This is a genomic window from Acinetobacter sp. AS5 (assembly GCF_048957595.1).
In the GTDB taxonomy this organism is placed as follows: Bacteria; Pseudomonadota; Gammaproteobacteria; order Pseudomonadales; family Moraxellaceae; genus Acinetobacter.
On the sequence record NZ_JARDAL010000058.1, the window covers coordinates 1 to 15,881 of the forward strand.

General features: G+C 41.8%; 4 protein-coding genes and 4 pseudogenes. 5 read left to right on the plus strand and 3 right to left on the minus strand.

Annotation, left to right across the window (positions count from 1 at the left end):
- Positions 1-169 precede the first annotated feature (169 nt).
- Positions 170-2,908 (plus strand): annotated as a pseudogene (locus tag PV763_RS15245) (DUF5801 repeats-in-toxin domain-containing protein); the annotation flags it as partial.
- 3,042 nt (positions 2,909-5,950) lie between these two features.
- Here PV763_RS15245 and PV763_RS15250 read toward each other — a convergent pair.
- Positions 5,951-6,049 carry an MJ0042-type zinc finger domain-containing protein gene (locus PV763_RS15250; protein ID WP_353110302.1) on the minus strand — a complete coding sequence of 33 codons (99 nt, stop codon included), beginning with the start codon at positions 6,047-6,049 and terminating at the stop codon, positions 5,951-5,953.
- Between the two features lie 3,102 nt (positions 6,050-9,151).
- On the opposite strand from PV763_RS15250, the pseudogene PV763_RS15255 reads away from it, so the two are divergent.
- The 4 genes and pseudogenes from PV763_RS15255 to PV763_RS15270 all read left to right on the plus strand — a co-directional run.
- Positions 9,152-9,481, plus strand: a pseudogene (locus tag PV763_RS15255) (IS66 family transposase); the annotation flags it as partial.
- Between the two features lie 97 nt (positions 9,482-9,578).
- A complete protein-coding gene (locus PV763_RS15260) occupies positions 9,579-11,093 on the plus strand; it encodes a TolC family protein (RefSeq protein WP_004835512.1) in 1,515 nt (504 codons plus the stop codon).
- The gene (locus tag PV763_RS15265; RefSeq protein WP_000106054.1) at positions 11,090-13,222 is read left to right on the plus strand and encodes a type I secretion system permease/ATPase; all 2,133 of its coding nucleotides are present in this window, start codon (positions 11,090-11,092) and stop codon (positions 13,220-13,222) included. Before PV763_RS15260 ends, PV763_RS15265 begins: the two co-directional genes overlap by 4 nt.
- Positions 13,222-14,412, plus strand: a complete 1,191-nt coding sequence (locus PV763_RS15270) for an HlyD family efflux transporter periplasmic adaptor subunit (protein WP_420938161.1) — start codon at positions 13,222-13,224, stop codon at positions 14,410-14,412. Before PV763_RS15265 ends, PV763_RS15270 begins: the two co-directional genes overlap by 1 nt.
- Before the next feature lie 195 nt (positions 14,413-14,607).
- On the opposite strand, the pseudogene tnpC reads toward PV763_RS15270, so the two are convergent.
- Positions 14,608-15,294 (minus strand): annotated as a pseudogene (gene tnpC, locus PV763_RS15275) (IS66 family transposase); the annotation flags it as partial.
- Positions 15,295-15,447: 153 nt separating this feature from the next.
- Positions 15,448-15,881, minus strand: a pseudogene (istB, locus tag PV763_RS15280) (IS21-like element ISEc57 family helper ATPase IstB); the annotation flags it as partial.

The window sequence follows — 15,881 nt, forward strand, 5'->3', positions numbered from 1 at the left end:
TAGCAGTGTAGGTGGTATCCCAACTTCAGGTAGTTTGAGTTATACCTATACTTTGAACAACGCCCAGACACATAGCGTTGTTGGAAATGATGGTTTACTTCTGAGTGGCATTCCACTGAGTGTCACAGATGCAGGAGGGGTAACCACAACAGGTAGTCTGGTTGTACAAGTGATTGATGATGTTCCGACTGCTGTGAATGATAGCAATAGCATTCCTGTAGGTAGTTTGGCAGTAGTTACTGGTAATGTGGTCAGTACTGACACGAAAGGTGCAGATGGCGCACGAGTAACTACAGTAAAAGCAGATACTGCTAATGGGTTATATGTCACGATTGATCCAGTTGGTAACTATCCGGTTGTTGGTAAATATGGCACATTAACGATCCATTCTGATGGTAGTTATAGTTATGCACGTAATGCAGGTTCAGCTGGTGGTGTAATTGACGTATTTACTTATACTTTAACGGATGGCGATAACGACACATCAACAGCACAATTGACAATCAACATTGCTGATGCAACCCCGACCAGTACAATACCAACGGCTGGTGGTGCAACAACGACAGTCTATGAATCTGGTTTAAATGATGGTGGTACAGAAGCTTCAACCAATAAAGAAACCACCAGTGGCACAATTAGCTTTACCTCTCCAGACGGTCTGGCAGCCAGTGATGCCATTAAGCTGGGTGGACATACTTTAACTACCACGAATCAGACCTTTTCAGATGGTCTAACTGCGCGTTATGAATACAATGCAGCAACTGGAACGGGGACGATTTATTATAGTTATACCTTGCCTGCAAAAACGAGTGGCGATAATACAACAGCTACTTTCGCTGTTGAAATCAAGGATGCTGATGGAGATAGTGCAACAGCAGGGAATTTGGTCATCAATATTGTTGATGATGCACCAATCACCGTAGCGGATACAGGAAGTGTTACAGAAGGCGCGCTTTTGACCAAAGATGCAGCCAGTGGTGTACTTTCTAGCGACCAGTCAGGTGCAGATGGTTGGGCTAATGGTGGTGTAGTCGGTGTTGCTAAAGGCAATACAGATACAACTTCGAGTACTGGAGTAGGAACAAGCATCACAGGTGATTATGGTACGCTTACATTAAATGCCAATGGTAGTTATAGCTATAAAGCGGATCCAAACAAAATAACAGCCAATGCACAGGATGTATTTACTTATACAGTGCGTGATGCTGATGGTGACTTAAAAACATCTACCCTTACCATTAATGTGCAGGACGTTACAGCCAATCCATTAACTACAGTGGGTAGCGTACGTGAGGATGGGATCGATGCCAATGGTACTCAGCCTGCGGGAACAGATGCGAGTAGTTCTAGCAATATTATTAATGGTGATTTGAATCTACAGACGGGTTGGACAGCACAAGCAGAAACAGAAACAGAAACAGGCACTACAGCAAATGGAACGTATACCGTCAATTCAGATGATGGTACTTATAGCTTTACTTTAACTTCAGCAACCAAAGATTTAGAAGGCAATGAAACCAATAGCTTCACTTACACTGCTGTAGACCAATATGGCAATACGGTCACTAATACCATAACTATTAGCATTGTTGACGATAAACCTAAAATCAGTGAGAACGATGCAAATGTTGGTCGTGTAACTGTTGATGAAACTAATTTTGTCTCAGATTCTGTTTCTGCAACAGATGCTAATTTTGTCAAAGATGTATTCACCCCTGTGTATGGTGCAGATGGTCAAGCTACAAGTAATGCGTTGATTTATACACTTAACATTAGTTCCAATGGTGTGGATAGCGGATTAGATACCACCAGCGGCCAAAATGTCTTGCTGTATAAAGTAGGTAATCAGATTGAAGGACGTGCGGGTAGTGCATCAGGCGATGTGGTATTTCGTATCTCCATTGATCCGACCACGGGTGCTGTTACCTTAACTCAATCAGAAGCACTTAAACATCCAGTGGGCGGTTCTTCTTATGATGAAAGTCTTTCTATCAGCAATGCAGGTTTAATTACCCTAACTGCAACTGCTACAGATGGTGATGGTGATGCGGTCACCAGTGATCCTGTTGCGGTAGGTGATCGTTTTATCTTTAAGGATGATGGGCCATCAATTGGTTCTGCGCCAGCAGTAACTTCTGTAGATGAAAAACGTCTAGCGACAGGAAGTGAACCAAACACATCGTTACTCACCGCAGAAGGCAATTTGAGTGTGAGTTATGGTCAGGACGGTTCAGGTAATGGCGGTGGTTTAAGCTTTGCTGCAAATCAAACTGCTTTAAAGGCAGTGCTAGATAGTACAGGTAATAGCGGTATAAGCTTTAGTATTAATGAGACAGGTAACGTACTGACAGCCACGCGTGGCGGCGGCGGCAGTGATGTGTTCAAAGTCACTTTGAATACGACTACAGGCAAATATACCTTTGAACTATTGGGTTCATTAAACCATCCAAGTCATACTACACCATTGAATCTGAATTTTGACTTTATTGCCAAAGATGGTGATGGCGATACGGCATCTGGTAGTTTCGTTGTTCAAGTGATTGATGATGAACCGAAAAGCGCGATTACGATTACGATGGATGAAGATCATAGTTATGCATTCACAACGTCAGCCGATGTGCAACTAGATAACATTACAATTCAGGATGCAAATGGTACTGAGATTAATGGTACGCCGAATCCCGATGGATCTAAGAGTTTTAATGTTGCGCATGGTACCGTGACTGTAGATCAAAATGGTCAGGTGACCTATAAACCTGATGATAATTATAGTAACTATGATGGCAGCCTAACCACCAGTCCCGATACATTTAAAGTACTAGTTACTGATGACACTGGGCAAACCACAACAACCAATGTGACTGTATATGTAAATCCAGTCGCAGATGCTCCTATATTAACTGTTGTGGATGAAGAGGTTGAAACCCCAGAAGATACAGCGGTAAGTTTAGGCTTAAAAACACCAGTTGTAACCGACGATACTGATCAAAATGGCAATACAGGTGATAGCCCAGAGCGTTTAGGCGTGATTAGCTTAAGCGGTATTCTTGCTGGCGCAGCGCTCTTATCTGATACTGGTGCTACATTATTCACATCGAATGGCGGCAATATCTCCATTTGGTTAAGCGATGTTAATCATCCGACTGATGAAACCATACCAGAAGATGCTTTGGAGATGACGTCTGCTGAGTTTGAAGCATTAAAGGTTTTACCACCTGCGGAAAGTTATGCCAATTTTACCGTAACGGTAAGTGTAACCAGTTATGAAGTTGACGATAACGGTGCTAAAGTTTCTGGTGTTAACGGTGCAACCAGTACTGCAACAGTCGTGGTCAATGTTCAGGCGGTTACGGACGGTATCGATCTGAAAATTTCAGATGGCAATAATTTTGTTGATACAAGCAGTATAGAGATTGCGGAAGATACTGCACTTAATTTGACTAATTTGTTGCAAGTGACATTGGTGACTGGTGACGATGGAAATTCGAATGCCGACACCGATGGTAGTGAGCAACGCTGGATGACCATTACGGGGTTACCAGAAGGTACAACCTTAACTGTAAATGGACAGTCTCACACCATTACTACAACAGAATCGTCGAATGGCTATCGAATAGACATTCCAAATAATTACAATGGCGTTTCACCAAGCTTACCATCGATTACAGTGACACCACCAAAAGACTTTAGTGGTGACATTAACAATATCCAGATCACACTACATGCGCAGGACCAAGATAGTGATGGTGTAGGTAATGGGCCGACTACTGGAACTAAAATTACTGACAGTGTTTATTTAAATCTACATGTTACACCAGTAGCAGGTGATGTCGCAGCAGGTGATGTTACGACCAATGAAGACACAGCAGTTGCTTTCCTGCAAAATGTAAGAGTGACGGATACGACTACTGGTACAGAAGTCATTACACAAGTCGCATTTGAAATTCCTACAGGCTGGCTAGTGACTGCTCCAAGTAATAATGTAGGGTGGAGTGAAAGTGGAGATGGTTCGAGCGACTATCCATATACCATCACTTTTGACAATACCTTGAATGAAGTGCAACGTGAGGCTATCTTGGACAGTTTCACAATTTTGCCGTCAGCACACAGTAGTCAAGATGCAACCATTCAAGTAAGGGTAACATCAACAGATACCAATGGTTTTGATACAAATGCCCAGACTAAAATTTTGCCAATAAAAGTCACTGTAAATCCTGTTGCTGAAATCGTGGGTAATTTTCTTGGTTCAGGTGATTCTAACCACGATGGTATAGCTGACCTGACCATGACAGATGGTCACATTTACACGACAGCAGGTGCAGAAGACACATGGTATACACTGGGTATTGAGAGTGGATTTAACCTTGCCAATGACTGGACGAATCAGGACGCAGATGAACTGACTTATGCACATTTAACGCCTGAGTTAGTTTCAGAGGATAGCTATGCGACAGTCATCGGATCACAATTCAAATGGACAGTTTCTGGTGTTGACTATACTGCAACTTATACAGGCACACCAATTGATGTACCTGTTAGTGCATTGTCAACATTACAGTTCTTGGCTCCTGAAAATGTATCGGGTACCTTTAAAATCAAAGTTGAAGCTTATACAGTAGACTATGATGATAACAATGAAGGGACGGGTACACCAGCGACAGCAGTATCAGGTGAAGCTTGGTTAGAAAATATTATCATCAAACCTGTTGCTGATGGTATTAATAACTTGTCATTAAATGGTCGTGCGATTGGTTTGGAAGATACGCTAATCCCACTGTCTATTACGCCAAGAAGTTCTGATCCATCAGAAACCTTTAATATCACCATTTCAGATATTCCTGCTGGTGCAAAAATTATCTATGGCGGCGGAGAACAAACGATTACTAACGGTTCAGTCACGATCTCTAACTTTAGTACATCTACGCCACTGACGATTACTCCACCTTTAAACAGCAATGTAAACTTTACCTTAAGTGTTACTGCGACGGCGACGGATGGTAACGTCACATCTGCTCCATCTAGTACGCTCTCTATACCTGTTACAGTTTATGGTGTAGCAGATACACCGACAGTTACCTTAAAAGATTATGACAGTAATCAGCCTGGTGTACAGTCTTATACAACCACTGAAGCTAATCTGGATGGTACTACTGCCCAGCATAAAGTGTCACTCTCTAATTTGATTGAAAATGTTTCATCGATTGATAATACAGATGGCTCAGAAAGCTTTACCCTTCGTATCACTGGCTTAGCCAAAGATTTCAATCTGGGTGGACAAGCCACTGTTTTGGTCACTGGCACAGGTGAAGAACGTGTCTGGGTGATTAAATCAACAGATTTAAATAATGTATTTATCACAGTACCAGAGAATTACAGTGGCAATTTGAATTTCAAAGTTGCAGGCGTTTCTACTGAAAATGATGGTGATTCCAAAACTGGTGCATTAACTGATGTTAATTTCATAGTGACACCTTCTGCCGAAGCAGAAGCAACGACCAGTGCGACACTGGTTGAAGATGAAATTACGACCCTGAATTTTGGCATTGTTCATGTAAATGGTGACAATGACGAAACTTTGGGACATGTTTGGATTGCACAGGATCAGGCGGCAGGAGCAAAGTATACTTTATATCTAGGTACAGGCACATCGGCTGTTCTTTTAAGTAATGCAAGCTTACCAATCAAAACCATTGATGGGGTGGACTACTACGAATTGACTGCTGAACAAGCTCAAACCTTGGCAGCTAAAGGTGGTGCTCAGCTTGATGGTGATCAGGGCTTCTTCACTTATAAATATGAAGTGACCGATAATCATTATGGTTCGGTGCAAACCGCACTACCGGACACGGTGGTTAAAGAGGGACAATTAAAATTAACGGCGAGTGCAGTTACCGATGCTGTTGAGTTATCTGTTACTGGTATTTCTGGAATAAGCAATACCACTTCATCATCAGATCAACATGAAAATGATGATGCTACTCCAGACACCGCAACACTGACTGCAACGGATACTGTGACCGTTAATCTGAAGGTCGCTTCGATTGACCATGATGGCAGTGAACACGTGGTTCGTATCTTGATCGAAAATGTGCCAGAGGGTGTAACTGTACAAGGTGCAAATGTTCAACAGGTAGGTGCTGGTACATGGGTACTGGTCTATCAGGCAAATAATGCACCTTCAATCAACGCACAGGGTGGTAGTATTGATGTACCAGTCACTTTCAAGATTGGTTCCGACGCGGGTGGCTTAACAGGCCGTCCGATTAAGATAACTGTACAGACACAAGATCTAGGGTCTGATTCGACTGCTATAACAGACATCAAATCTGATTCAGTGACATGGTATCTAAATACAGATTTTGCTGAGGCTCCAGGCAGTAAAGCACCGCTTATTGACCAATGGCAATATAATGATGCATCTGCTACGGAAGATACACCATTTAAATTAAGCGATGTGGTAGATCAAGCCATTACCATTCGGGATCATTCGGCAAGCAACTTGTTTACTGTCACCTTGAAAGATTTACCAGCAGGTACAATCGTCAATGGTATGGTACAAACCATGATCGATACAAATAATGATGGTAACCCTGATACCCCAGTATGGACAGCAAGTGTTACGGTAGATCCGAATGCCACTGATGCCGAAGCCGAAGCTGCTTTGCAAAATCTGTTAGACAGTATTGTGATCACGCCACCAGCAGACTGGAATAATAATGGTCAACCTAGACAGTTCCATTTCGATGCGACACTTACGACTTCGGTCTTGGGTGGCGCTACCGAAGAGGCAACGATTCAAGACATGACGATTCCAATCGCTCCTGTGACGGATAATCCGATATTCACCATGTCTGGAGATAGTATGGTGGGTGAGGGTGCGACAGCAATCACAAGTTCTATTACACTCGACCCTGCCGATGGAAGTTTTGGTAAGGTTGTCGATGGTAAAATGTATGTGCAAGTCAATGCTGCTGGTACAACCGATGCCATGGAAGGTGGTCAGCTATACATCACGGGTAGTACAACACCACTTGTTTCACAAAGTGTAGATATTGATGGTGATGGTACACCTGATGGTGATTTCTACGTCATTGACATTGGTGAAAATGGCGGAACAGTAGACTTAACGTATACCATGCCAGATGGTGAGAAAACTGTACCAGGTAATGTATCATTTACTGCTTATGCAAAAGTACAAGAAGACGGTGCAGATGTTAAAGCAGTCAGTGTCAAGGGTTCTGTGGAAGTTCAACTGATCAATAATGGTGTAAATGTTGTTTCACAAAACTTTATTGGTAATGAGTCAAAACTGGCAACTAAAGCCAATGCAATTGAGCTGACTGGTGCAGGTGGACTAAGCGTGAGTTTGAACGATTCAGATGGTTCAGAGTCTTATGGTGCAATTTTGCTATCTGATGTTCCAAATGGCTTCTTGGTTTATGTCGGAAATGATGCGGCATCCGCAACGCTTGCAAGTAATGCAGGTGGTGATGGCACAACCAACACTTGGGTACTCTCAGAAAGTGGTGGACTACCAGCTTATGTTGCGATATTACCGCCGATACACTGGAGTGGTACTGTTGGAAACTTACAGTTGGTTGTAACTTCTGGTGAAAGTAGCTTATCTCCTTTAACTGAAACCAAAGACATTGGAGATTTGGTGGTTAATGCCGTAGCCAATGGCGTTGATATCAAACCGACTCAAACTTTCGGTAAAGAAAATGAGATTATTCCACTTACCCTGAATGCATCGATGCATGATCCAAAAGTTTCAGAAGTTGCAAATGACAGCAGTACTGAAACTATGACCATTAAACTCACAGGTCTGGGTCAATATGCCTCTTTTTATATCGATGGTGTACAGATTTCATCTAGTCAAATTACAGTAAGTGGAACTGGATCAAGTACGACTTATACCATTACAGGTTTAACCCAAAGCAATATAGATAAGTTAGGCTTTAAACAGGCGAAAGCAGCTTTAACTGATCAGGATTCAACGACTACAGGTACACAAATCGGGGTAGAAGCATGGACAGTTGAAAGTGGTGCTAATAGTGCATCTGCTCTTGTTTCTACGAACATTACTGTAAATATGACGGCCCAACAGGCTACACCAGGTAATGATACCTTGCTATATACAGCAAGTAGTATTAATGCTGGAGCAGGTACAGATACGATTCAGCTCCGTTCTGGTGAAACTGTATCAGGTGCTACTTTGGCAGCAAATCTGAAGAATGTTGAAGTGCTGGATTTGTCTGTAAATGGAGCAAATAATATCACTAGCCTGACAGCATCAGATGTATTGACCATGACTGATGCGGCACATACCTTGAAGATCAATGGTACTACTGAGGATATTGTTGGACTTGGTTCAGGCTGGGAACAAAGTGCAACCAATAATGGTTATGTGACATACATCAGTACCGTATCGGGTACGGCTGTCACTTTGCTGGTGAGTGAAAATGTTCAAACCCAATCTGGAAATCCATTATCAGCGAGAAGCTTCAGCGTAGCTGAAACCAGTTCGGATGATGTGATTGTGGCCAAAGCGGGTAACGATACCATTACGACGGGTCAGGGTCACGATACATTGATTTATAATGTGCTAGATGCGAGTGATGCCAAAGCGGGGCATGGTATTGATCATTGGACAGATTTCGGTTTTGGTTCTACCGCAACAGATAGCAATGCCGAAACGATTCAATTCTCATCAGAATTCTTTAATGATTTGCTTAGTGATAGTGATTTGACATCATCTCATCTTTCACAAGTCGAAAAATTCATTAAGGTTGACTATGATGCAGCAACTGAATCTGCAACCGTGAAAGTAGATCGTGATGGTGAAGCAAATGGTTCAAATTATCAGGATCTTTTGGTCTTAGAACATCAAACTTCGAATGTAACGCTTGCAGAGCTGTTAAATAATCATCAAATTACGATTGGCTAACTTATCGTGTTGATGAATAAAAGTTGCCCCATCCGTGGGGCAATTTTTATGCTAGATGTGAATAATTTCGCTAAATCATTTAATGGCAAAACAAAATTGTAAGCATCCGGCTAACACAGCCTTACCAAGCGATCCTATAAGCCTTAATTTAGTCCCCACCTAAAAACAAGTGGGGACTTAATCCATGAACATGGATATATATTCAGCAACCCCTCCTACAAGGCCATCAATTACACGCTGAAGCGTTGGCCAGCTTTAAGCCGCTATCTGGATGATGGCAATCTACCTATTTGCAATAATTGGGTCGAGAATCAGATGCGTCCCTGGGCGTTGGGGCGCAAGAACTGGCTGTTTGCTGGCTCGCTGCGCAGTGGTCAGCGAGCGGCAAACATCATGACGTTAATCCAGTCAGCAAAGCTGAATGGGCTGGATCCGTATGCCTATTTAAGTGATGTGCTGAAAAGGTTACCGACACATAAAGTGACCCAGATTGAAGAGTTACTGCCACACTGCTGGAAACCTAAATTGAATTAAAAATTGGTATGGGATTCAGCGGACGCTTACACAAAATTCCAGTACAATGCTTGAGTTTTGATTTTCCTCATCATTATTATAGTCGTGAAACAATATCATGAATAAACGGGATGTATTAATAAAGACGAGTTTATGTTCACTTCTTAGCCTTTATATGCCTTTACTTTATGCAGCGTCTGGTCAGGAAATTGCAACTTCGTTAAAAGATAATTTACAAGGTGTATTTACCCCAAAATCGGATGATCATTTTAATAAAGTAGATCTTAAACAGCTCTCAAATTTTGATGTCGATACCTCAAAGTTTGATGAACTTCCTGTTATCGGTTCAACACATTCCAATACGGTCAATACTGCGGGATTGAGCTTGGTAAGCCCCACTTCAAGAACGCTTGATATTTCTGAGGCAGTGAAAATTGCGGTTCAGCGACATCCTGAAATTAGTCAAAATATTGCGAGTCTTGCTTCTCAAAATGCCAATATTGATGTGGCTAAAGCTGCATATTATCCTCAATTATCGGGTGGTATTTCGACTGGAGATATGACTTCTGGCGAACGCGGTCGGCAGTTATTAAGTCTTAATGCGACACAGATGGTCTATGATTTTGGTAAGGTCAAATCCAGTGTGGATATTCAAAAAGCCAGATTAGCATTGCAGCAGGCGCAAGTGCTGGTCAAGATTGATGAGGTTGCACTTGAGGTTGCAAGTGCAATCGTGAATCTAAAACGCTATGAGGAAGTCTGTCGCATTGCACAGCAGCAAGTAGATGGGATTGCACGTATTGCTGAGATTGCCAATTTGCGTGCAAATGCTGGCATTAGCAGTCAGGCAGATCCCGTGCAGGCGAAGTCGTATCTTGAAGCTTCTCAATCAAATTTAATTGCTCAACAAACACAATTAAGACTGTATCAACAAAAATTACGGACTTTACTGGGCTTTGATATCAGTCGGATCAACTGGAAAATACCTGAAAATGTAGTCACTGAATCAAAGATTTTTGAAGCACCTAAAATCAATACGATTCCTACGATTATGTCTGCTCAAGCAGAAGTAAATGTCGCAAAAGCACAGAAAACTCAGACAGATCTCAGTCGTTACCCTACTTTAAATTTAGTTGGAACGCTAAGTCAGGCACTGAATGGTGTCAATCCAAACAATAACAAGGATGACGGATTTGATAGTTCAATTAAATTTGAAGCAAGCAGTAACTTCTTTCAGGGTGGATCAGTGGGGGCGCAAAGTCGCGCTGCAAGTTATGCAGAAGAAGCTGCCAAAGCCAAAGTACAAAATAGTTATATGGATATTCTGGAACAGATTCGCATGACTGAGGAACAAGTCACAAATAAACAACGGCAGATGCAGGTTTTGGTTGCCAGACAATCAACCACCACCAGAACAAAAGAATTATATCAGGAGCAATATAAGCTTGGTACGCGGACAGTAGTGGACTTACTTAATGCTGAACAAGCCATTCATAGTGCAAATATGGAAATTGAAAATAATCGTTATGATATTTATGCAAATCTAGTCCAACTTATCTCGACTACAGGTCAATCACGAGATGTTTATCATCTTAATCGTCTATCCATTCAGGGGGTTGAGGTTCAGCCATGAGTACGATGAATTACCAGCCATATCTTCAGGCAATTTTATTGATTGCCAAACATTATCGTATCGAAACCTCTGAAGAACGTATCCGTTTGCAGATGGATTGGGCAGGGGCTAGTGCAGCAGATGAGGTCGTGAAAACGATTGCACGTCAGATTGGCTTAAGTGTACGTAAAAGTAAATTTTCAAAAGAGATGCTTAATCCATGGCGTTTACCAGTCATCGTGGTATTCAAGGATGGTCAAGTTGGTGTGGTTGATCAGGCAGATGTCGATCATAATGTCAGTATCCAGATGAGTGGTGATCAGGGGCTTGCGCAAAGTTTTGTTGCTTCTGACCTTCAACATGAAATTGAAAGTGTTTATATCCTGCGACCTGAAAAATCAGTTGCAGATGCGCGTATTGATGAATATATCAAACCTTATGAGAGTAGTTGGTTCTGGTCGATCGTGTTACGTGACTGGAAACGATATATCGATATTATGTTTGCATCATTAATTGCAAATATTCTGGCACTGGCAACCATTATATTTTCAATGCAAGTCTATGATCGAGTCGTGCCTTCTCAGTCAATTCCTACGTTATGGGTGTTGGCAGGTGGTGTATTGATTGCGGCAATTTTTGAATTTGTTTTACGTGTAGCGCGTATCTATTTATCAGATATTATTGGTAAACGAGCAGACTTGCGTATTTCAGATCGGGTTTTTGGTCATACGCTCAGAATTAAAAATAGTGAGCGTTCCAAATCAACAGGTACTTTTATTTCCCAAATTCGGGAGTTGGAAGGGGTGCGGGAGCTAGTCACCTCAACGACGATTAGCGCCATTGCCGACTTGCCATTTTTCTTTTTATTTTTGGTTATATTCTGGATCATTGGCGGCAATCTTTTCTGGGTCATGGTACTTGTTGTACCGCTTATGATTATTCCAGCCATATTGGCACAAAGACCACTGGCTAAACTTGCCAGAGAGGGAATGCGTGAGTCTTCGATTCGTAATGCAATATTGGTGGAATCAGTGCAAGGCATAGAGGACATTAAGCTGTTACGCGCTGAATCCAGATTCCAGAATCAATGGAATCATATGAATGAAATGTCTGCCGATATTAGTATGAAGCAGCGTAAAATAGTGGGCGTGATGACTGCATGGACGCAAAAAGTCCAAGGTCTGACTTATGCTCTTGTGGTACTTGTTGGCTGTTTTGCCGTGATTAGTGGAGAAATGACCACAGGTGCATTGGTTGCATGCTCAATTTTATCTTCACGAATGTTGGCACCAATTGCACAAATTACGGGTGTTTTGGGACGTTTACAGCAAGCCAAAGTCGCAAAAAGTAGTCTTGATGAGTTAATGAAAAAGCCAGTTGACCAACCTGATCGGGCGCATTTGATCCATCGCTCAGTATTGTTGGGTGATTATCAATTGAATGGCACTTTATTTAAATATAATCAAGATGATGCAAAACCCAATCTAGCGATTGCTCAACTAGCAATTCGGGCGGGAGAGAAAATTGCAATTTTAGGCCGAAATGGCGCGGGGAAATCCACATTATTGCAATTATTATCAGGCATGCAAATGCCGCAGCAAGGTAATATTTATCTTGATGGTCTTGATTTATCACTGATTGATCCTGCTGATATTCGTCGTGATACAGGGTTACTTAATCAGAGTGCGCATTTGTTTTATGGCACAATCAGGGAAAACCTAACTTTAGGCGCACCTTTAGCCTCAGATGATGACTTGATTCAGGCGCTCAAAATGACAGGAGCTTGGTCATTTGTACAAGATAAAAAAGAAGGTCTTGATCATCTTGTACTTGAGGGTGGCTTAGGTTTCTCTGGTGGACAACGGCAGGCTTTGTTGCTGTCACGCTTGCTTATTCGCCAACCTAATATTGTATTGTTAGATGAGCCAACAGCGTCGATTGATGATGTAGCAGAAAAACAATTTATTGATCATCTAATGAATTGGATGGGGCATCGGACTTTAATTGTTGCAACTCATCGGCGAGCTGTTTTGGCATTAGTTGATCGAATTATTGTCATGAATGAGGGGAAAATTGTGATGGATGGTCCACGCGATCAGATTTTGAGTCAATCAAATAATCAAACTCATCCATCCAGTGGGGCACAATAATGAATGAACAACCACAACAAACAAAACGTCCTGCTAAAGCTTCATTTCATGAACCACCTTTACCTAAATCGAGTATGGTCATCTGGATTATTGGCTTAGGACTTTTGGTGTTCTTTATATGGGCTGCTTTATTTAAATTGGAAGAAGTTTCTACAGGTACGGGTAAAGTTATTCCATCTTCTAAAGAGCAAATTATTCAGTCATTAGAGGGTGGTATTTTGACCAAACTCGATGTTAAAGAAGGTGATATTGTAGAAAAAGGCACCATATTGGCACAACTTGATCCGACTCGCTTTGCATCTAATGTAGGTGAATCGCAGTCTTTGCTCGTTTCTTCATTGGCCACTTCGGCACGTTTACGGGCAGAAGTAAATGGAACTGCATTACAATTTCCCGAGATAGTTCAAAAAAATTCGCAATTGGTTCGTGAAGAAACACAGTTGTATAATACACGACGGATAAATTTAGAAGAGTCAATATCAGATCTAACGACTTCTTTAACATTGGTACAGCAAGAGCTAAGAATGACTGAGCCGTTAGTTGCTAAAGGAGCTGCAAGTGAGGTAGAGGTTTTAAGGTTAAAACGTCAAGCTTCTGATTTACAAAAGCAAATTAATGATACACGTAGTCAGTATTATGTAAAAGCAAGGGAAGAATTATCCAAAGCCAATACCGACGTAGAAACACAACGGCAGATTGTGAAAGGAAAATCAGATACATTAAATCGTACAGTCTTTAGAGCGCCTGTTCGCGGTGTGGTAAAAGAAATCGATGTAATGACTTTAGGTGGCGTAATTCCTCCTAATGGCAAGATTATGTCGATTGTGCCGTTAGATGAACAGCTTCTGATCGAAGCTAGAATTTCGCCAAGAGATATTGCCTTTATTCGTCCAAACCAACAAGCTTTAGTCAAAATTACAGCGTACGATTATGCGATATATGGCGGATTACATGGCAAAGTGACCGTGATATCTCCTGATACGATTCGAGATGAAGTTAAACAGGATCAATTTTACTATCGGGTTTATATTCGCACTGATTCAGATAAGCTGCGAAATAAACAGGGTAAGACTTTTGCGATTACGCCTGGAATGGTGGCGACAGTTGATATTCGCACTGGACAGAAAACAGTGCTGGACTATTTGATTAAGCCATTCAATAAAGCCAGAGAAGCGTTAAGAGAAAGATAAAGTCTTGAATTTTATGGATTTTGTAGTGATACAAAATCCTTTTTTTAATTTTAGATATCTCATTACCGCGCACGAACCACAAGCCGATAATACCCAATCAATAAAAAAATACCTGTCGCACAGCTCAAAAATATGAGTTTAGTTAAAACCAGATAAGTTTGAGTGTAAGCGTCCGCTGAACCCCATGCCTATTTTTTAATTTGAGTTGGATTTCCAGCGATGTGGCAGTAATTCTTCTATTTGGGTCGCTTTATGCGTCGGCAGCCTTTTCAGCACATCACTTAAATAGGCATACGGATCCAAGCCATTCAGCTTTGCTGACTGGATTAATGTCATGATATTGGCTGCTCGCTGACCGCTGCGCAGCGAACCTGCAAATAGCCAATTCTTACGTCCCAACGCCCAAGGTCGCATCTGGTTTTCCACCCAATTATTATTTATAGGTAGATTGCCATCATCCAGATAGCGGCTTAAAGCTGGCCAACGCTTCAGAGTGTAATTGATGGCCTTGGCGGTTGGAGAACTCGATGGCACAGTCAGTTGATGTTGGTTAAGCCATTCATACAGTTGTTGCATCACCGGTTGACTATGCTGTTGTCGGTATTCGCGGCGCTGTTCTGCCGTACCATCGGTCTTTTTCCTGAGTTCTGCTTCTATCGCATACAGTTTCTGAATCAGCACCAATGCCTGTTCAGCGACCTGACTTTTCCCGGTCACATGCAGTTCATGGAATTTACGACGTGCATGGGCCATGCAGCCCACCTCAATGACCTGACCTGATTTAAAGCGTGCTTTATAACCACTGTAATCATCACAGACTAGATTGCCCTGCCAGCCATTCAGGAACTCTGCAGCATGCTGGCCTGAACGACTATCCTGAAAGGGCACTGTTGCAAATAGGCTGACATGATAAGCTAAATATCTTATTTATTTCGAGATACAGCAGATGAATCCCTTCAACTGTCAACGGCAATTTAAAACTGACCCCTTTTACCTTAAAAACAGCAAAGTAAAATTGACCCCTTTGATGATTTATTAAGACTCAATTTGTGGTTGAATTCCTACTCTCTTTTTATCTTTTAGACGATAACTTTCCCCAGATATTTGTACAACATGACAATGATGTAATAAACGATCCAACATTGCTGCTGTCAAAGTAACATCATCTGCGAATGATTTAGACCACTGGCTAAAGGGTAAATTACTGGTCAAAATCGTACTGCCTTTTTCATAACGCTTGACAATCACGTTAAAGAACAGATTCGCTTCTTCACGTCCAAACGGTAAATAACCAATTTCATCGATAATCAGTAATTTTGGGGCGAGTATCACCCGTTGCATATAGGTTTTCAATTTACCTTGCTGATAGGCTGTACTGAGTTGCAGCATGAGATCCGCTGCGGTAATGAACTTGATCTTAATGTTGTTCATGATGGCCTTATAGCCTAATGCCATAGATAAGTGCGTTT